At 72.5% G+C, this 17,206-nt stretch carries 16 protein-coding genes; 6 read left to right on the forward strand and 10 right to left on the reverse strand.

Features of this window, described 5'->3' with window-relative positions; translation table 11 throughout:
- Positions 1 to 264: 264 nt before the first annotated feature.
- Positions 265 to 468, forward strand: coding sequence for a cold-shock protein (locus ACIRD8_RS08610; protein WP_003967102.1), 204 nt, complete (start codon positions 265 to 267; stop codon positions 466 to 468).
- Positions 469 to 580: 112 nt separating this feature from the next.
- Here ACIRD8_RS08610 and ACIRD8_RS08615 read toward each other — a convergent pair whose 3' ends face one another.
- From ACIRD8_RS08615 to ACIRD8_RS08640, 6 genes are read right to left on the reverse strand one after another with little or no spacing between them, the layout of a single operon-like run.
- Positions 581 to 1,414, reverse strand: a complete 834-nt coding sequence (locus ACIRD8_RS08615; RefSeq protein WP_403988056.1) for an ABC transporter ATP-binding protein — start codon at positions 1,412 to 1,414, stop codon at positions 581 to 583.
- The gene (locus tag ACIRD8_RS08620) at positions 1,411 to 2,412 is read right to left on the reverse strand and encodes an ABC transporter ATP-binding protein (protein WP_403988059.1); all 1,002 of its coding nucleotides are present in this window, start codon (positions 2,410 to 2,412) and stop codon (positions 1,411 to 1,413) included. The genes ACIRD8_RS08615 and ACIRD8_RS08620 overlap by 4 nt, the downstream gene beginning before the upstream one ends.
- A 4-nt stretch (positions 2,413 to 2,416) precedes the next feature.
- Complete coding sequence (locus tag ACIRD8_RS08625) at positions 2,417 to 3,265, reverse strand: ABC transporter permease (RefSeq protein WP_403988062.1); 849 nt, start codon at positions 3,263 to 3,265, stop codon at positions 2,417 to 2,419.
- Positions 3,262 to 4,209, reverse strand: coding sequence for an ABC transporter permease (locus ACIRD8_RS08630; protein WP_403988065.1), 948 nt, complete (start codon positions 4,207 to 4,209; stop codon positions 3,262 to 3,264). Before ACIRD8_RS08630 ends, ACIRD8_RS08625 begins: the two co-directional genes overlap by 4 nt.
- A gap of 4 nt (positions 4,210 to 4,213) precedes the next feature.
- A complete protein-coding gene (locus ACIRD8_RS08635) occupies positions 4,214 to 5,866 on the reverse strand; it encodes an ABC transporter substrate-binding protein (RefSeq protein WP_403988067.1) in 1,653 nt (550 codons plus the stop codon).
- 13 nt (positions 5,867 to 5,879) lie between these two features.
- Complete coding sequence (locus ACIRD8_RS08640) at positions 5,880 to 7,064, reverse strand: C45 family autoproteolytic acyltransferase/hydolase (protein ID WP_403988070.1); 1,185 nt, start codon at positions 7,062 to 7,064, stop codon at positions 5,880 to 5,882.
- A gap of 132 nt (positions 7,065 to 7,196) precedes the next feature.
- Here ACIRD8_RS08640 and ACIRD8_RS08645 point away from each other — a divergent pair, with 132 nt between their 5' ends.
- From ACIRD8_RS08645 to ACIRD8_RS08660, 4 genes are all read left to right on the forward strand, one after another.
- Complete coding sequence (locus ACIRD8_RS08645) at positions 7,197 to 8,096, forward strand: MurR/RpiR family transcriptional regulator (protein ID WP_403988073.1); 900 nt, start codon at positions 7,197 to 7,199, stop codon at positions 8,094 to 8,096.
- Between the two features lie 74 nt (positions 8,097 to 8,170).
- Positions 8,171 to 8,995 carry a MerR family transcriptional regulator gene (locus ACIRD8_RS08650; RefSeq protein ID WP_403988076.1) on the forward strand — a complete coding sequence of 275 codons (825 nt, stop codon included), beginning with the start codon at positions 8,171 to 8,173 and terminating at the stop codon, positions 8,993 to 8,995.
- A gap of 174 nt (positions 8,996 to 9,169) precedes the next feature.
- Positions 9,170 to 12,127 (forward strand): AfsR/SARP family transcriptional regulator, encoded by a 2,958-nt coding sequence (locus ACIRD8_RS08655; RefSeq protein WP_403988078.1) that lies wholly within the window; start codon positions 9,170 to 9,172, stop codon positions 12,125 to 12,127.
- 200 nt (positions 12,128 to 12,327) lie between these two features.
- Positions 12,328 to 12,483 (forward strand): hypothetical protein, encoded by a 156-nt coding sequence (locus ACIRD8_RS08660; protein WP_403988081.1) that lies wholly within the window; start codon positions 12,328 to 12,330, stop codon positions 12,481 to 12,483.
- Positions 12,484 to 12,603: 120 nt separating this feature from the next.
- Here the strand turns inward: ACIRD8_RS08660 and ACIRD8_RS08665 are convergent, their stop codons facing one another.
- From ACIRD8_RS08665 to ACIRD8_RS08675, 3 genes are all read right to left on the reverse strand, one after another.
- Positions 12,604 to 12,888: a hypothetical protein gene (locus ACIRD8_RS08665; protein WP_403988084.1), complete on the reverse strand. Its 285-nt coding sequence runs from the start codon at positions 12,886 to 12,888 to the stop codon at positions 12,604 to 12,606.
- 110 nt (positions 12,889 to 12,998) lie between these two features.
- Positions 12,999 to 13,274: a hypothetical protein gene (locus ACIRD8_RS08670; RefSeq protein ID WP_403988087.1), complete on the reverse strand. Its 276-nt coding sequence runs from the start codon at positions 13,272 to 13,274 to the stop codon at positions 12,999 to 13,001.
- Positions 13,275 to 13,299: 25 nt separating this feature from the next.
- Positions 13,300 to 13,845, reverse strand: a complete 546-nt coding sequence (locus tag ACIRD8_RS08675) for a hypothetical protein (protein ID WP_403988089.1) — start codon at positions 13,843 to 13,845, stop codon at positions 13,300 to 13,302.
- 222 nt (positions 13,846 to 14,067) lie between these two features.
- Here ACIRD8_RS08675 and ACIRD8_RS08680 point away from each other — a divergent pair, with 222 nt between their 5' ends.
- On the forward strand, positions 14,068 to 14,790 hold the full coding sequence (locus ACIRD8_RS08680; RefSeq protein WP_403988092.1) for a hypothetical protein: 723 nt from the start codon (positions 14,068 to 14,070) through the stop codon (positions 14,788 to 14,790).
- Between the two features lie 4 nt (positions 14,791 to 14,794).
- Here ACIRD8_RS08680 and ACIRD8_RS08685 read toward each other — a convergent pair whose 3' ends face one another.
- Positions 14,795 to 17,179, reverse strand: coding sequence for a PQQ-binding-like beta-propeller repeat protein (locus ACIRD8_RS08685; RefSeq protein WP_403988095.1), 2,385 nt, complete (start codon positions 17,177 to 17,179; stop codon positions 14,795 to 14,797).
- Between the last annotated feature and the right edge of the window lie 27 nt (positions 17,180 to 17,206).

Consider the following 17,206-nt stretch of genomic DNA (forward strand, 5'->3'; position numbering starts at 1 on the left):
ACCATCGGGGGCGCCCGGAGGGGTGCCCGAGTGCGGCGCGGGCTATGTCCGTCAGCACTCCGGCGGCTCAATCAAACATCCGGGTGAAGAGATCTTTCCCTCTACCGCTCCCCGCACACTGCGTGCTAGGCTCGCCCGCAAGTTGCAGTTTGGTTTCCCTTGCAGTACAGAGCCTGCGGAGCATGTAACCCGCAGGCTTTTGTAGTTTTCAGACTTGTTTGCAGGTTCTGGAGCAGGGCAACCCTTTGGCCCAAGGAGGGCTTTATGGCTACCGGAACCGTCAAGTGGTTCAACGCTGAAAAGGGCTTCGGCTTCATCGCCCAGGACGGCGGCGGCCCGGATGTCTTCGTCCACTACTCCGCGATCAACGCGTCCGGGTTCCGCTCCCTCGAGGAGAACCAGGTCGTGAACTTCGACGTCACTCAGGGACCCAAGGGTCCGCAGGCTGAGAACGTCACCCCGGCCTAGTTGCCCGGGTCGGCCGATCGCGGCCGAGTGAGCAGTACCCAAGGAGCCCCGCACCCCCGCTTCGGCGGAGGAACGGGGCTCCTGCCTTTTCCGTCCCGTCTCCCGGGAGCCCTCAGAGCCCCGCGGCGGCCCGTGCCCTGACGGCGTCCGCCGGGTCCCAGCCCTCCCGGGGCACCGAGGCCAGCAGCAGCCCGGTGTAGGGGTCCTGCGGGCCGGCCAGCACCCCGGCCGTCGGCCCCTGCTCGACCACGGTGCCGCGGCGCATCACCAGCACCTCGTCCGTGATGTGCTGGACGACCGCCAGGTCATGGCTGACGAAGACCAGCGCGACCCCGGTGTCCCGCCGGATCTCGGCGAGCAGCGCCAGGATCTGCGCCTGGATCGAGACGTCCAGCGCGGCCACGGCCTCGTCGAGGACCAGCACCCTGGGGTCGACCGCCAGGGCCCGTGCGATGGCCAGGCGCTGGCGCTGTCCGCCGGAGAGCCCATGCGGCAGCGCACCGGCCTCGCGGTGCCCGAGGCCCACCCGGTCGAGCAGGCCGTCGGCCAGCGCCTCGTCCCTGCCGTGCAGCCGCAGGGCGGTGATCAGACACCGGCGGGCGGTGAGGCGCGGGTCGAGGGAGACGTACGGGTCCTGGAAGACGATCTGGATCTCCCGGGCCCTGGCCAGCCGGGCGGCCCGGCCGCGCGGGGTGCGCGGGGCGCGGGGCCGCCCGGAGACGGTGACGGTGCCCGCGTCGGGGCGTACGAGGCCCACAAGCATCCGGGCCACGGTCGTCTTGCCCGACCCGGACTCCCCGACGATCCCCAGCGAGCCGCCCGCCGGGACGGTGAAGGTGACGCCGTCGGCGGCGGTGTGCCGGCCGCCGCCGGGCAGCGCGTACGTCTTGCGCAGACCGTCCACGGCCAGCAGGGGTGCGTCCTCGGTCGCGGTCATCGTGGTCATCGGGTGCTCCTCTTCTCCTGGCCGGACACGTTCTTCCGGCCGGACACGCTGAGGACGGGCAGCCGCCGGCAGACCGCCATGCCCCCGCCGGCCTGCGTGACCGGTTCCGGGTGCCAAGTCGCGCACGCCGCCTCGGCCTCCGGGCAGCGGTCCGCGAACTCGCAGCCGCCGAAGGCGTCCGAGAGCGACGGCGGGCGGCCGGGGATCGGGCGGATCTCCCGCTCCGCCTCCCCCAGCGTCGGCGAACAGGCCAGCAGGCCCTTCGTATAGGGGTGGCGGGGCCGGTCGAAGAGCCCCGCCGCGGGCTGCTCCTCGACGACCCGGCCCGCGTACATGACGTACACGCGGTCGCAGTAGGCGGCGGCCAGGTGCAGATCGTGGGTGATGAAGAGGAGGCCCAGGCTCCGCTCGGCGCGCAGGGTGCGGAGCAGGGCGAGGATCTCGGCCTGGGTGGTGACGTCCAGGGCGCTGGTGGCCTCGTCGGCGAGCAGCAGCCGGGGTTCGGCGGCCAGCGCGCCCGCGATGACGACGCGCTGGAGCATCCCGCCGGACAGCTCGTGGGGGCGCTGGCGGACCCGGCGCCCGGGGTCGGGGAGGCCGACCGCTTCGAGGAGTTCGACGGCCCGGGCGCGAGCCGCCTTCCGGTCGAGGCCGGTGCCCGCGAGCCGTTCCACCAGGAAGTCGCCGATGCGGCGGACCGGGTTGAGCGCGGAGCGCGGGTCCTGGTGGACCATCGCGACCGTACGGGCCCGGTGGGCGCGCAGGGCCTCGCCGCGGAGCGCGAGGACGTCGGTGCCGTCGACGCGTACGGAACCGGAGACGGCGGCGCCCTCGGGGAGCGTACGGAGGGCGGCCCGGGCGGTCGTGGACTTGCCGGAGCCGGATTCGCCGACCAGCCCGACCACTTCACCGGCCGCCACCCGCAGGGTCACGTCGGTGAGCACGGGCCGGGCGGTGCCGGGGAGTCCGACGGTGAGGTTCTCGATGTCGAGGAGCATGCGGTTACCTCCTGCTGCCGAGTCGGTCGGCGGCCCAGACTCCGACGACGTTGAAGGACACCACGACGAGGGCGATGGCGAAGCCGGGCACCAGGGCGGGCAGGAGCGCGCCCTGGACGACGGCGGCCTGGCCCTCCTGCACCATGAGCCCCCAGTCGGAGCTGGGCGGCTGGGCGCCGAACCCCAGGTAGGAGAGCGTGGCCAGCGACATGAGCGCCTCGCCGAACAGCACCACCAGGTAGCCGATGACAGAGCGGCCGAGGTTGGGGACCAGGTAGCGGGCGCAGATGCGCGCGCCGCCCATGCCCTGCACCCGGTAGGCGTCGATGTACGGCTTGCGGCGCTCGGCGAGGGCGACCGAGCGCGTGTACTTGGCGACGGTCGGGGTGTAGGCGAGGCCGAGCGCGAGCACGGAGGTGGTCATGCCGGCCCCGAAGACCGCGATGATCATCACGGTGAACAGCAGCCCCGGGAAGGCGTACATGACGTCGGTCAGCCGGGAGACCAGGGTGTCCACCCAGCCGCCGCGCCAGGCGGCGAGGGTGCCGAGCACCACGCCGAGGAGCGCCGCGATGGCGAGCAGGAGGATCGGCGCGATGAGGCTGGTGCGGGCTCCGTACAGCACCCGGGAGAGCAGGTCCTGCCCGGAGGAGTCGGTGCCGAGGAGGTGGTCGCCGCCGGTGCCGATGAGGGAGGCGGAGAGGTCGATGGCGTCGGGGGCGTACGGGGCGAGGACCGGGGCGAGGAGCGCGGCGAGGATCACCAGCACGAGGGCCGCGCCCGCGATCATGACGCTCACCGGGCGGCGCGCGTCCTTCCCGGTCCGCACGGGGGCGAGGGTGAGCGCGCTCATGCGGCGGCCTCCTTCACACGGGGGTCGAGCAGCGGGTGCACCAGGTCGACGAGGGTGGTCACGACGATGTAGCCGGTGACCATCAGCAGGAGGACGGCCTGGGCGACGGGGAAGTCGTGCGTGTTGATCGCGCCGACGAGCAGCGAGCCGATGCCGCTGATCCCGAACGCCGTCTCCACGACGACCGTGCCGGCGAGCATGCCCGCCATGACCAGGCCGCACATGGTGACGATCGGCCCGAGCGCGTTGCGCAGGACGTGCCGGACGACGATCTCGCGCTCCGGGACGCCGGAGGCCCGTGCGACCTCCACGTGGTCGGCGGTGCCCGCGTCGACCATCGACTGCCGGGTCACCCGGCTGATCAGGGCGAGCGCGCCGAGGGCCAACGACAGGGCGGGCAGGGTCAGATGGTGCAGGGTGCCGGCGAAGCCCTCGCCGCTGCCGGTGACGGGGAACCAGCCGAGCTGGACGCCGAACAGCGCGACCAGGGCGATGGCCGAGACGAACGAGGGGACGGAGGCGGCCAGGGTGGTGCCGCCGACGACGGTGGAGTCGACCCACGTCCCGCGCCGGACCGCGGCGAGGATCCCGGCGCCGACCCCGAGGACGACGAACAGCACGGTCGCGTACGCCACGAGGGCGAGCGTCGTCGGAAAGCGGGCGGCCAGCAGGTCGGCGACCTGGTCGCTGTACTTGAAGGAGCGGCCGAGGTCGAAGTGGAGGCAGTCCCCCAGCCAGCGCCCGTACTGCACGACGAGGGGCTCGTCGAGGTGGTACTGGGCGCGGACCAGTTCCAGCTTCTCCGGGGTGAGCTTGTCGCGCCCGCCGGCCAGGAAGACGGCCGGGTCGCCGGGGGCGGCGTAAACGGCGGCGAAGATGACGAACGAGGCGGCGAGGAGCGTGGCCAGCAGTCCGGCCAGCCGCCGGGAGATCCGGGCGAGCATCGCGTCAGCCCTTCCTGCCGAGCCCGGCGGCCCACGGGTAGTAGAGGTACGCCATCGAGGCGGGCGGGCCGGTCAGTTCGTCGCTCAGGACGAGGACGGACGGCACCTGGGCGACCGAGATCCAGACGGCGGCGTCGGTGAACGTCTTCTGCACGTCCACGGCGAGCCTCGCCCGCTCGGCGTCGTCGAGGGTGGAGAGCGCCTGCTTCACCTTGGCGTCGTACGCGGCGTCCTTGAAGCCGACCCAGTTGTTGGAGGAGTCGGAGAGGGCGTTGTCGTAGAAGCCCATCGGGTCGGCCTTGGAGATGTACCAGTCACCGACGAGTACGTCGATCTCCCCGCGCACCGACTGGTCGCTGTAGAACTGCTCGAACTGCGAGGTCGGCACGGTCTTGATCTGCCCCGTGAGGCCGATCCGCTGGAGCGCCGCGCGCACGGCGTTGGCGACGACGGTACGGCCCTGGCTGGCGTCCGTGCCGATCACGATCGGCTCGCCGGGTCCGCCGCCCGCCTCCTTCACCAGCTTCTTCGCCTCGGCGAGGTCCTCGGCGTCCGGGCTCTCGGGGGCGTACGCGATGTCCTTCTGGGCGGCCTCGAAGGTGTCCTTCTCGTAGCCCCAGGCGCCGGAGCCGACCGGGGTGCCCCAGGGCTGGACCATGGAGCCGTAGCCGGAGGCGGCGATGCCCTTGCGGTCCAGGGCGAGGGAGAGCGCCCGCCGGATCTTCGGGTCCTTCAGCCCGCCGCGCTCGGTGGGGATGAGGACGAGGGAGGCGGTCGAGGGGCCGTAGTACCGCTCGATGCCCTTCTTGCCGCCGAGCGCCGCCGCGGTGTTGGGCGACTCGGCGTACGCGCCGTCGGCGGCCCCGGTCGTCAGGGCGTTGACCAGGGCGCTGTCGGCGGCCCAGCGGAAGGTGACCTGCTTCGTCAGCGGCTTCTCGCCCCAGTAGGCGTCGTAGCGCTCGATGGTGATCGAGTCGCCGGACTTCCAGGCGCCGAGCCGGTAGGGGCCGGTGCAGGCGTCGGTCTGTCCCGGGGTGCCGAAGTCCTTGCCGGCCTTCTCGACCTGTTCCTTGTTCCAGACGATGCCCGCGTCACCGGCGAGCGCCTTGAAGAACATGGCGTCCGGCGCCTTGAAGGTGATCGTGATCTGCCGGTCGCCGGTCTTCCGCATCGCGGCGATGTTGCCGAACTCGTCGCCCTGTTCCATGTCCGGGTCGGCGTGCCGCTGCAGGCTCCACAGCACGTCGTCGGCGGTCATCGGGGTGCCGTCGTGGAAGGTGACGCCGGAGCGCAGCGTCAGGACGAGGGTCCTGTCGTCCGGTGTCTCGGCCTTCTCGGCGAGGAAGGGCTTCGTCGACATGTCCGGCTGGAGCTGGTAGAGCCGCTCGCAGACGTTGGTGAGGACGACGCGTCCGGCGCTGGAGCCCTGGGTGTCCAGGTCGAGGGAGTCCGGTTCGTCCTCCAGGAGCCAGTTCGCGTTGGCCAGTTCGCCCTTGGCCGCCGTGGTGGTCGGCGTGAGGGTGAGCCGGGCCGCGTCGGTGGCCGGGGAGCCGCCACCCGTGTTCTGGGTGGCGCCGCTACAGCCCGAGGCCGCGACGAGCGTCGCCGCGACGAGCCCGGCGGCCAGGGCCGTCCTTCGTCGATGGGTTCGGTTCATCACTGATGTCCTGTCAGTTCTGGCCGTACGGGCCGTCGTAGAGGTTCCAGGGGAGGTGCTGGTACTCGCGGTCGCAGGGGGTCCCGGCGGTCACGTGGTAGTCGCCGGAGGTCAGGTCGGCCAGGGAGGAGACGAGCGTGGTCCAGTGCTCCACGGCCGGGCGGCGCGGGTCGGGGTGGGTGCAGAGGGATTCCGGGTGGCCGAGGTGGTCCGACATGGCCCGGCGGATGACCGCGCAGGACTCCTCGGGGCCGGTGGAGCCGCGCAGCGCCCGGAGCCCCTGCTCGGCGCGGGGGACGCGGACCAGCGAGTCGGACGACATGGGCCGGTAGCCGGAGGCGGCCAACTGGGCGGGGATGCCCGCCTGGTAGTGGTTGCCGTGCACCAGCAGGCCGTCGGTCGGATACATCCAGCCGTGCCCGGCCGGGGTGGTCTCCAGGTCGATGGCGAAGCCCTCGCGGCAGGTGAGGAGGGCGTTGCTGGCGATGTGGGCCCGGGTGCGGCAGAGCACGTCGAGCGCGTCGGTGATGTTGCTCTGGTCCAGGACGCTGCGGCGTACGACGGTCTGGGGCAGGCCGATCGCGTCGTCGAACCGGCCGCCGAGGCCGTTGGCGTTGAGGGCGATCCCCGCGGAGTTGGCGCCCTGGCGGCCGACCTGGCCGGCCTCGACCTGCATGATCAGGGTCGGCTTCGGGGGCTGGACGATCCGGATCATGACGACGGTGTCCTGGACGCCCGCGCGCCAGTCCCAGTTCTGCCCGGCGTAGACGTGGCCGTCGCCGCTGGCCTCGCCGTAGGCGGCGAACGAGGTGCAGCCCTCGGCGGGCTCCTCCTCGGCCTGCTGCCCGGCCGCCTCCATCTCCGCGAAGGACTTGTCGTAGATGACCTCGCCGCGGGCGTTCAGGGCGAGGACGTCGAGCAGACCGACCCCGGCGCCGTCCGCGATGCCCTGCATCTCCTCGACGAGGTCCGGCGCATAGGCGCGTACGGGGTCGAGCCAGCGGCCCGCGCGGGCGGCGACCCGGTCCCAGGTGAGCCCGGCGGACCGGCCGAACGCCTCCTCGTAGTAGCCCAGGGCGGCGCGCAGTTGGGGCCGCACTGCCTCGCCGTACTGACGCCCGCGGTCGAGCGGACTTCCGGAGATCTCGATGACCGGGAGGACCCGGGCGGGGGCGGATGTCGTGGAACGGGGTGCCATTGTTCTCCTCGCGACGGAACGCTTCCGCGAACGACGGCCTGTGGATCGCCATGATCCTGTAACGTCGATTTCAGGATGCGTTCCCCTTGGAACGTTCTGCCCAGGACAGTAACGCGGGTCACACGGAAGTCAATGGTTGTAATGGAAATTCCAGAGAACGAAACCGGAGTGACACGGCTGCGTGCGGCAATTCGTGACCAATGGGACGACCTGTCGACCTCCGAGCGCGCCGTCGCGCAGTACCTCGTCACCGCCCCCGTCGAGCAGCTGCTCTTCGCCAGCGCCCAGGAGCTGGGGGCCGCCAGCTCCACCAGCAACGCCACGGTCGTACGCGCCCTCCAGCGCCTGGGGTACGCGGGCCTGCCCGCCCTGAAGCGCGAGCTGGCCAACGACTTCACCTCGACCGTGGCCCCCGAGGTGCGCCTCAAGCAGCGCATCGCGCACGTCGGCCGGGACCTGGACTCCATCTGGAGCGATGTCTTCGCCGAGGCCCAGGACCGCATCGACCACGCCCGCAGACTCACCGAACCGGAGGCCGTCAGACGCTCGGTGGCCGCGCTCGCCGAGGCGCACGAGGTGTTCTGCTACGGCATCGCCGCCTCCGAACCGGGCGCCCGCCACCTCGCGCTCGCCCTGGGCAGGATCGGCCGCAGGGCCCGCTTCGTCTCCGAGACGGGCTTCGCCCTCGCCGATCAGCTGCTGGCCCTGGGCCAGGGCGACGCCGTGGTCATCTTCCAGCCGGGCCGGCGGCTGGTGGAGCTGACCGTGATGATGGAACGCGCCCGCGCGGTCGGCGCCAAGGTCGTGCTGGTGACGGACGAACTGGGCGAGGCGTACGCAGACCGCGTCGAGGCGGTCCTCACCGCGCCGCACACCCCGACCGGCATCACGGCGGAGTCCCTGACCGGCCTGCTCGTCGCCGACGCACTGCTCCTGGCCCTGGCCACCCTGGACGAGACCCGGGCGGTGGAGTCCTCGCACCAGCTCACGGCGCTGCGGGAGCAGTTGCTCGACCCGAAGCGCCGGGGCTGAGAGGGGGCCCGGGCACGGGGTCCGGGCGGCCGCTTGACCTTCACCCCGTGTGAAGGCCTGCACTGGGAGACGTCATGTTCACCATCGGAGACTTCGCCCGCTACGGCCGGGTGTCGGCCCGGATGCTGCGCCACTACGACGCCATCGGCCTCCTGCGCCCGGACCGCACCGACCCCGCCACCGGCTACCGCTACTACGGCGCCGGCCAACTGGCCCGCCTCAACCGCATCATCGCGCTGAAGGACCTCGGCTTCACCCTCCAGCAGGTGCGGGCCGTCGTCGACGAGCAGGTCGGGACGGACGAGCTGCGCGGCATGCTGCGGCTGCGCCGGGCGGAGCTGGAGGCCGCGATGACCGCGGCGGCGGCCCGGCTGACCCGGGTCGAGGCGAGGCTCCGGTCCATCGAGAGCGAGGGACGCATGCCCGAGAACGACGTCATCGTCAAGGTGATCCCGGCGGTACGGGTCGCCGAACTGGCCGCGACGGCCGCGAGTTACCGGCCGCAGGACATCACCCCGGTCATCGGGCCGCTGTACGACCGGCTGTTCCCCCTGCTGGCAGCCGCGGGCATCAGCCCGTCCGGGCCCGGCATCGCACGGTACGAGGATGCCCCGGCAGGCGACGGCGCGGTCACCGTCCACGCGGGTGTGACCGTCGAGTGCCCTGTCGGCCCGCTCGGCGACAGCGGTGTCACCGTCGTCGAGCTGCCCGCGTTCGAGGCGGCGGCCATCGTCCACCGCGGCTCCATGGAGCACGTACTGGCGACCGAGCAGACCCTGGCCCACTGGATCGACGACCACGGCCGGCGCCCCGCCGGTTACGCCAGGGAGGTCTCCCTGGAGTGCCCGGAGGACTGGGAGGAGTGGGTCACCGAACTCCAGTTGCCCCTCGCCGGCTGACCTGACGCCGCCCTCCGCACGGGCCCTCGCCCCCGACTCATGTCGAGGGCCTGTGCAGAGCACCACCCGATGCTGACGAGCCCGCCCATAACAAGGCAGACTGTTGAGCGCGATACCAGCGGTACCGGGCACAGCGGGATCGGCACCGACGGGGCGAGCAGGACAGGGGGCATCATGGACCGCGACAACGGACCCGGCGTGCGCGTTCCGGAGCAGCGCGCTCCGCGGGAACGGGCCGCCGGCACCGAACTGCGCTTCACCGTGCTCGGTCCCGTACGCGCATGGCGCGGCAGCGAGCTCCTGCCGCCCGGGTCCCCGCAGCAACGGGCCCTGCTGGCCGCCCTGCTCCTGCGGGACGGCCGTACGGCCACCGCCTCCGAGCTCATCGACGCCCTCTGGGGCGAGGACCCTCCGTCCCAGGCACTGGCCACGGTACGGACGTACGCCTCCAGGCTCCGCAAGATCCTCGGGCAGGACACCCTGGTCAGCGAGTCCGGAGGCTACGCGGTCCGGATCCCGCGCGAGGCCCTTGACCTGACGCTCGCTCAGGACCTGTCCGCCGAGGCGGAGAAGGTCCGGGGCGGCGGGGACCGCTGCCAGGCCCGCACCCTGATCAACAAGCTGCTGGGCCTCTGGGACGGCGAGGCGCTCGCCTCCCTCCCCGGCCCGTACGCCGAGAACCAGCGCACCAGCCTGGAGGAGTGGCGCCTCCAGCTCACCGAGACCCGGCTGGACCTGGACCTGGAGGTCGGCTGCCACGCGGAGGCGGTCTCCGAACTCACCGCCCTCACCGCGGCGCACCCCCTGCGCGAACGGCTGCGCGAGCTGCTGATGATCGCGCTGTACCGCAGCGGCCGGCAGGCCGAGGCCCTCGCGGTGTACGCCGACACCCGCCGCCTGCTCGCCGAGGAACTGGGCGTCGACCCGCGCCCCGAGCTCGCCCAGCTCCAGCAGCGGATACTCCGGGCCGACGAGGAACTGGCCCGCCCGGCCGACGAACCGGCCCCCGCCTCCGCCCCGGTCCGCCCGGCCCAGCTCCCGGCCACCGTCCCGGACTTCACGGGCCGCGACGCGTTCGTACGGGAGCTGGGTGACCGGCTCGCCACCGCCGAGGGCTCCGTCATGGCGGTCTCCGCGCTGGCCGGCATCGGCGGCGTGGGCAAGACGACCCTCGCCGTGCACGTCGCCCACCGGGCCCGCCCGCACTTCCCGGACGGCCAGCTGTACGTCGACCTCCAGGGCGCGGGCGCCCGGGCCGCCGAACCGGAGACCGTCCTCGGCTCGTTCCTGCGCGCGCTGGGCACGCCCGACTCCGCGATCCCGGACTCCCTGGACGAGCGGGCCGCGCTCTACCGCTCCACCCTCGACGGCCGCCGCATCCTGGTCCTGCTCGACAACGCCCACGACGCGGCCCAGATCCGGCCCCTGCTCCCCGGCACGGAGGGCTGCGCGGCGCTGGTCACCAGCCGTGTGCGCATGGTCGACCTGGCCGGCGCGCACCTCGTGGACCTGGACGTGATGTCGCCCGAGGAGGCCCTGCAGCTCTTCACCCGTATCGTCGGCGACGAGCGCGTCCGCTCCGAGCGCGAGGCGGCGCTGGACGTGGTGGCGGCGTGCGGCTTCCTGCCGCTGGCCATCCGCATCGCCGCCTCCCGGCTGGCCGCCCGCCGCACCTGGACGGTCTCGGTGCTGGCCGCGAAGCTCGCCGACGAACGCCGCCGCCTCGACGAACTCCAGGCGGGCGACCTCGCGGTGAAGGCCACGTTCGAGCTCGGCTACGGCCAGCTGGAGCCGGCCCAGGCCCGCGCCTTCCGCCTCCTGGGCCTGGCGGACGGCCCGGACATCTCCCTCGCCGCGGCCGCCGCCCTGCTGAACCTGGACCTCCACACGGCGGAGGACCTCCTGGAGACCCTGGTCGACACCAGCCTCCTGGAGTCCGCCGCCCCGGGCCGCTACCGCTACCACGACCTGGTGCGGCTCTACGCGCGCGCCTGCGCCGAGCGCGACGAACAGCCGCCGGTGGAAAGGGAGCTGGCGCTGTCGCGACTGCTGGACTTCTACCTGGCCACGGCGGCGGGGGTGTACGCGCTGGAGCGGCCGGGGGACCGGCTGGTGGACCACCTCGAGCCGACGGAGCACGAGGGCCTGTCGTTCCGGAACCGGCATTCAGCGCTGGACTGGCTGTACGCCGAGGCGACCAACTTGCTGGCGTGTGTACGCCAGTCGGTAGGCCCTGACACCCTGGCCCGCGCCGTCGATCTGCTCTACGCGGCGCTCGACCTCGGCGAGTCCGGTGCCAACTCGAAGCAGTACGAGGCAGCGGCGGTGGCTGTCAGGGAGGCCGCCAGGGCATGTGAAGACCCACGGGCGGAGGGACGCGCCGTCATGTCGCTCGCGAATGTTCACCAGTTGGCCGGACGGTTCGACCACGCGGACCGTGAGGCACAGGAGGCCCTGCGGCTCGCCGGCACCGTCGATGACCGGCTGCCCCAGTGTTGGGCGTCCAACGCCCGAGGCATCATCGCGCTCTACCAGAACCGCCATGCGGACGGTGAGACGTTCCTGGGCCAAGCGATCGAAGCGTTCCGGAGCGACGAGAATCGTCCCGGCGAGGCCAGCGCCTTGTGCAATCTGTCGCGCATCCACCTCGCCACGGGGCGGACGGACAGCGCCATCACCCTGGCGACAGCCGGCATAGAGATCTACGACTCCCTCGGACACGCGCTTCGCGGCGCGAACGGCCGGTACGCCCTGGGCATGGCGCTCACCCACAGCGGAAAGCCGGCTGCGGCAGCGGCGCAACTGAACGAGGCTCTCGCCATCTTCCGCGAAAGCCGGCAGCGACTGTGGGAGGGCATGGCTCTGTTCCGGCTCGCGGAGGTCGACCTCGTCTCGGGCCGTCCTGCCCAGGCCGCCCAGTTCGCCGAGCTCGCACTGACGGTCCTCCGTGGCATCGGTGGCGAATGGCGCCGTGGAAACGTGCTGACCGTACTGGGCCGGGCACTTGCCGGAATCGGGCAGGCCGGTCGCGCCCAGGTCTGCTGGGCGGAGGCACTCGACATCTACGAGGAACTCGCCTCCCCGGAAGCGGAAGAAGTCCGATCGCTGCTGTCACCTGCGGCTGCCGCCTGAAGAACAGGGCGTTCATCGTTCGTTTATCACTGCCCGGCATGCTCATGCCTGTCGATCCGTCGCGTCGGGGGGCAGACGGGGCGACAGCGGCCGTGCCACTAGGGTGAACGGCCCCGAGGGGCCCGTCCGGCAGTCCACGGGGGAACAGCCGGACGGGCCTCGCAAACCCATCGTGCAGTGCAGAGAGGGAGTTGACCATCATGGCCGACGCCAGCAAGCAGGACCCCATCTTCAAGCCCGCGGACCAGCACGCCACCGGTGAGCCGGAGACCCCTGTCACCACTCAGGACCAGCATGCGACGGGCGGCGGCGCGACGACGCAGGACCAGCACGCCACGACCGAGCCGGCCAAGTAGACCTCACCCGCACGGGGAGCGGCCGCGGCGGCGCGGAGGGGGAGCCGCCGCGGCCGCTGCATGTCCGCACACACGCACAGGGCCCGAGCCGACCGGCTCGGACCCTGTCCGCGCTCCCGGTCACAACGCCCGGACCTGTACCTCCGGTCGGCACAGTTTCCGCATGTCGTCCTCGCCCGAGGCGAAGACCGCCACCCGCCCGCGCTGCCGCCCCGCGATGACCGCGAGCGCCGCGTCGATGGCGTACTTGTGTCCGTGCAGGCCGGTCCCGCTCAGCAGACCGATCGCCTCATCGGCGACATCCTTGGTGACCGGCTCCACGGCGATGCGGGACATCACCCAGTTCCACTCGGCGCGCCGGACCTTGCCGTGGTACGCCTCGATGAGAGTCATGGAGCTGGTCACCACACGGACCCCTCCCTGATGTGCCTTGGTGAGAATCCCCGTCATGACCCGCTCACGGGACACGGCCCGCGAAAGGGCCTCACAGTCCAGTACGAAACACAGTGCGGATGTCACGCGGCGGCCGCCCCGCCGTGCGCCCCGGGCTCCCGCTCCTCGAACCACCGCTCGATGTCCCGGAGCTCCGCCGAGGCAGCCGCCTGCTCCTCCTCGGTGAGCGGACCGTCCTTCTCCTGCATCCACGCCACCAGCTCGCCCAGCCGGTCCTGTTCACGCTGGCGTTCTATGGCATGCGTGACATACGCGCTGAACGCGCCCGGGCCCACCTCGCTGCGGATCTCCTCCGCCAGCTCCTCCGGCAGTGTGACCGTGTACTTCTTGGTTGCCATACCGGTCACCCTACCGGCTCCGCCGTCAGTAGCGCAGCTCCGCCGTGACCAGGCAGCGCGCCACGCGGGAGACCGCGCGGGGGCTGTCCATGGCGACCGAGATGATCTGCTTCTCCCCGGCGTCGACCTCGATGTCGGTCTCGCCGGTGTCCACGGTCAGGCCCTTGGCGTCGACGAACGTCACGTCCACCTCGTACGTGTGCGTGACCGCCGCGGTCGAGCGGATCTCGACCGACGAGGCGGTCGTCGCCCTGCGCTTGCCCTTCTTGGGCTGGGCGCAGCGGATGACGCGCAGCCCGGGTGACTCGGAGCCGGTCGCGGCGGGGGTGGCCGACTCGTACGTGGAGCCGCCGGACGAACTGGACGAGCTGGACGAGCTGTCGTAGTCGTCGTCGTAGTCGTGGTAGCTGCCGTTGCTCTTCTTGGAGTTGGAGCAGCCGCCCCCTGAACTGCTGCTCTTGCCGCTGCGGCTCTTCCCGCTCTTGCCGCCGTGGCTGGACGTGGAGAATCCGGTGAGCGCGAGCACCACCACGACCAGTACGGCCGCGAACCTCATCTGTCGCCGCATCATCGATGCAGCCCCCCTTGCTGTAGTCGGCTTCCTGGCCGTCGCACGGCCGCGCGACACCGTAACGCACAGCATTCCGTGCGCTCACCCATGGTCGCGTCATGACCCTGTCACGGTCTCGTCATGGTCTCAGCGGCCTCCGATGGCAGGGAAGATCGGCCAGGCGTAGCGTCGAGCGCGGGGAGCGGTGCGCACAGCCGTGCGCCTTGGCCCGGGAGGCTGTCGATGATCCGCAATGTCCTCGGCTCCGTCGTCGCGCTCGTGGGTGCGGCGGCCGCCGTGCAGAGCCCCTTCCACAGCTGGTTCAACGACAGGCTCGGGCGGGACTACCGCATCCAGGACCTGTTCAACGGCATCACCGGCGTCTCCTCCTCCGTGCTGGGCTCGATCCTGCTGCCGTTCCTCTTCGCCGCCCTGGTGACGCTCGTGGGGGTCGTGTTCCGGCTGCGCTGGGTGGTGGCCCTGGCCGGGCTGATCGTGCTCGGCTTCACCGTGCTGTGGATGGTCCGGCAGGGGCAGGACGCCGGGAGCCTGACGGTCGACGGTGACGGCAACGGGCTGCGCTGGGGCGTGGCGCAGGCGCTGGCGGGCGGTCTCCTGCTCCTGCTGGGCGCGCTGCTGATGTCGGGACGGCAGAAGCGGGCGGCGCGGCCGGGGTACACCGCCGAGCCGTATCCCGTTCCGCCGGACGACCATCCGGACACCTGGCCGCCGACGCAGGAGCCGGGCCCGGCCGCGCAGACCTCCCCCGGGCCGGAGCCCGAGGCGGATCCGTACACCGGGCCGGGCCGGCACCGGGCGTCCCGCGCCGACGAGGACACCGCCCAGTACCCGGTCCAGCATCCGGAAGGCCGGTACCAGGAAGGCGGGTACCCGCAAGGCGGAGGCGGGTACCCGGAGGAAGGGCGGCAGGACCGGGACGACCGGTACCACCCGCCCCACCCCTGAGCCGTCAGGCCCGGGCCCTGTTCCCCGTCCCGGTGCCCTTCAGCGCGTCCAGGGCGTACACGCAGCGGTCCTTGCTGCACGCGTACACGACGCCCCCCTGCGCGACCGGGGAACCCGTGATCTCGCCGCCCGTGGCCAGCTTCCAGCGGAGCTGGCCGCCCGCCGCGTCCAGGGTGTAGAGGACGTGGTCCGCCGAACCGAAGTGGACCCGGCCGTCCGCGACCACAGGTGCGCCGACCACCTCGCCGCCCGCCGCGAACCGCCACTTCGGCGTCCCGGTCACCGCGTCCAGGGTGTAGAGCGCGCTGCCGCTGCCGACGTGCACGTTGCCCCCCGTGACGAGCACGGGCTCGATGGACTGCCGGGCCTCCGTCGCGATCCGCCAGCGGTCCTTGCCGGTGGACGCGTCCAGGGCGTACACGGTGCCCAGGTAGTCGGCGAGGTACACCCCGCCGCCGGTGACCGCGGGCCCCGGCGCGAAGGCGGGCGGGGAGAGGAAGACCGCCGGTGACTCGAAGTGCCAGTGGACCCGGCCCGAGACCGCGTCCACGGCCAGCACCCGGGTCCCCGCCGCGATGTACACGAAGCCGTCCGACGCGGGGGTGACCCGGACCGGGACCCCGCCGCAGGACGCGGCGTCACCGACGGGGTACGACCAGCGTTCCGTGCCGGTGCGCGCGTCGACGGCCCGCAGACGGGCCTCCTGCCACAGGTAGACCGTGCCGTCATGGATGACGGGGCCGGCCTCCGGCGTCTCGAAGTCCGTCTGGACGCCGGAGGTCTCCCACAGCTTCTCGCCGCTGGACGCCTCCCACGCCTGTACGCCGCCGCCCCGCGTCCCGGTCAGGACGGTGCCCCGGTCGGCCTGCAGGGAGTACACCCAGGCGTCCGTCTGGAGCCGCCACCGCTCGGCGCCGGTCGCCGCGTCCAGCGCGTACAGGGACGGGCCGTCCGAGGCGTGGATCCGGCCGCCGTCGACGGCCATCGACCAGGCCACGTCGCGGGTCTTGAACTGGCGGCGCCCGTTGCCCACGTCCAGGGCGTGGACCTCGAAGGACGTCACGTACAGCAGGTCGCCCACCACGACGGGCGTGCCCCACACGTCGTTCGACATACGGAAACGCCACGGCCGCCAGCGTTCCGGCGCGGCGGGCGCCGCGTCCGGGGCCGGTGCCGGGGCGGGCACCGGAGCGACCGGGGCCGCCGCGGTGTGACCGCCCGGCGGACGCACCCAGCCGGTGGCCGGGTCGGCGTGCGCGGCGGCGGGGCCCCGTACGTCAACGGGGCGCGGACCGGGGCCGATCGGCACCTTGGCGCCGGGCAGCTGGACGGGACCGCCGTCGGGGGCGGGGGCCGACACCGGCGCGGGGGCCGGCGCGGTCCGCAGGTCGCCTCCGCTGCGCCACGCCCCGTCCCAGTCGGCGCCCGGCGGCGGCTGCTGCGGAGGCGGAGGCACGACGACGGGGGCGGGCGCGGGCGCCACGGCGAGGGCACGGCCACCGCCCCTGCGCTGCTCGATCATCGCGGTGGCGGCGGTCGGCAGCCAGGCCGAAGCCGTGCCGCTGTCGTCGCTGCCGGAGGCGAACAGGTGCGGGGCCAGCTGGGACTGCAGGTCCGCCGGGCTGGGCCGCCGTGAAGCGTCCATCTGCATGCAGGACTCGATGAGCGGCCGGAGATCGTCGGGCAGCCCCTCGGTGTCGGGGCTCTCCCGCAGCAGCATGAACACGGTCTCGACCGGATTCGCCCCGTGGTACGGCGCGTGTCCCGTCGCGGCGAAGACGAGGGTCGAGCCGAGCGAGAACACGTCGCTGGCGCCCGTCACACTGCGCGAGTCGCGCGCCTGCTCCGGAGACATGTAGGCGGGCGTGCCCACCGCGACGTTCGTCATGGTCAGCCGGGTGTTGGAGACACCGGACGCGATACCGAAGTCGATCACCCGCGGTCCGTCCTCGACCACGAGGACGTTGGACGGCTTCATGTCGCGGTGGACGAGACCGGCCCCGTGGATCGACTGGAGGGCCTCGGCGATCCCGGCGGCCAGCCAGCGGACGGCCTGGGTCGGCATCGGCCCGCACTCATTCACTATCTCCTCGAGGGAGGGGGCGGGGACGTAGGCGGTGGCCAGCCAGGGGACGGCCGCCCTCGGGTCCGCGTCGACCACGGCGGCCGTGTAGAAGCCGCTGACCGCGCGAGCGGCCTCCACCTCACGTGTGAAGCGGACCCGGAACAGCTGGTCCTCGGCCAGTTCCGTGCGGACCGTCTTGATCGCCACCCGTCGGCCCGACGCCGACCGCGCCAGATAGACCAGCCCCATGCCGCCGGCCCCGAGCCGTCCCAGCACCTCGAACGGGCCGATCCGCCTCGGGTCATGCTGCGTCAGCTGCTCCACTTGCCTGCCACCTCCCCGTACGGACCT

The organism is Streptomyces sp. NPDC102451 (assembly GCF_044765485.1).
Classification (GTDB): domain Bacteria; phylum Actinomycetota; class Actinomycetes; order Streptomycetales; family Streptomycetaceae; genus Streptomyces.

Bases quoted from the DNA above. Each gene is read 5' to 3' on its own strand.
- ACIRD8_RS08610 (WP_003967102.1), top strand. From the start codon at position 265: ATGGCTACCGGAACCGTCAAGTGGTTCAACGCTGAAAAGGGCTTCGGC.
- ACIRD8_RS08615 (WP_403988056.1), bottom strand. From the start codon at position 1,414: ATGACCACGATGACCGCGACCGAGGACGCACCCCTGCTGGCCGTGGAC.
- ACIRD8_RS08620 (WP_403988059.1), bottom strand. From the start codon at position 2,412: ATGCTCCTCGACATCGAGAACCTCACCGTCGGACTCCCCGGCACCGCC.
- ACIRD8_RS08625 (WP_403988062.1), bottom strand. From the start codon at position 3,265: ATGAGCGCGCTCACCCTCGCCCCCGTGCGGACCGGGAAGGACGCGCGC.
- ACIRD8_RS08630 (WP_403988065.1), bottom strand. From the start codon at position 4,209: ATGCTCGCCCGGATCTCCCGGCGGCTGGCCGGACTGCTGGCCACGCTC.
- ACIRD8_RS08635 (WP_403988067.1), bottom strand. From the start codon at position 5,866: ATGAACCGAACCCATCGACGAAGGACGGCCCTGGCCGCCGGGCTCGTC.
- ACIRD8_RS08640 (WP_403988070.1), bottom strand. From the start codon at position 7,064: ATGGCACCCCGTTCCACGACATCCGCCCCCGCCCGGGTCCTCCCGGTC.
- ACIRD8_RS08645 (WP_403988073.1), top strand. From the start codon at position 7,197: ATGGTTGTAATGGAAATTCCAGAGAACGAAACCGGAGTGACACGGCTG.
- ACIRD8_RS08650 (WP_403988076.1), top strand. From the start codon at position 8,171: ATGTTCACCATCGGAGACTTCGCCCGCTACGGCCGGGTGTCGGCCCGG.
- ACIRD8_RS08655 (WP_403988078.1), top strand. From the start codon at position 9,170: ATGGACCGCGACAACGGACCCGGCGTGCGCGTTCCGGAGCAGCGCGCT.
- ACIRD8_RS08660 (WP_403988081.1), top strand. From the start codon at position 12,328: ATGGCCGACGCCAGCAAGCAGGACCCCATCTTCAAGCCCGCGGACCAG.
- ACIRD8_RS08670 (WP_403988087.1), bottom strand. From the start codon at position 13,274: ATGGCAACCAAGAAGTACACGGTCACACTGCCGGAGGAGCTGGCGGAG.
- ACIRD8_RS08675 (WP_403988089.1), bottom strand. From the start codon at position 13,845: ATGATGCGGCGACAGATGAGGTTCGCGGCCGTACTGGTCGTGGTGGTG.
- ACIRD8_RS08680 (WP_403988092.1), top strand. From the start codon at position 14,068: ATGATCCGCAATGTCCTCGGCTCCGTCGTCGCGCTCGTGGGTGCGGCG.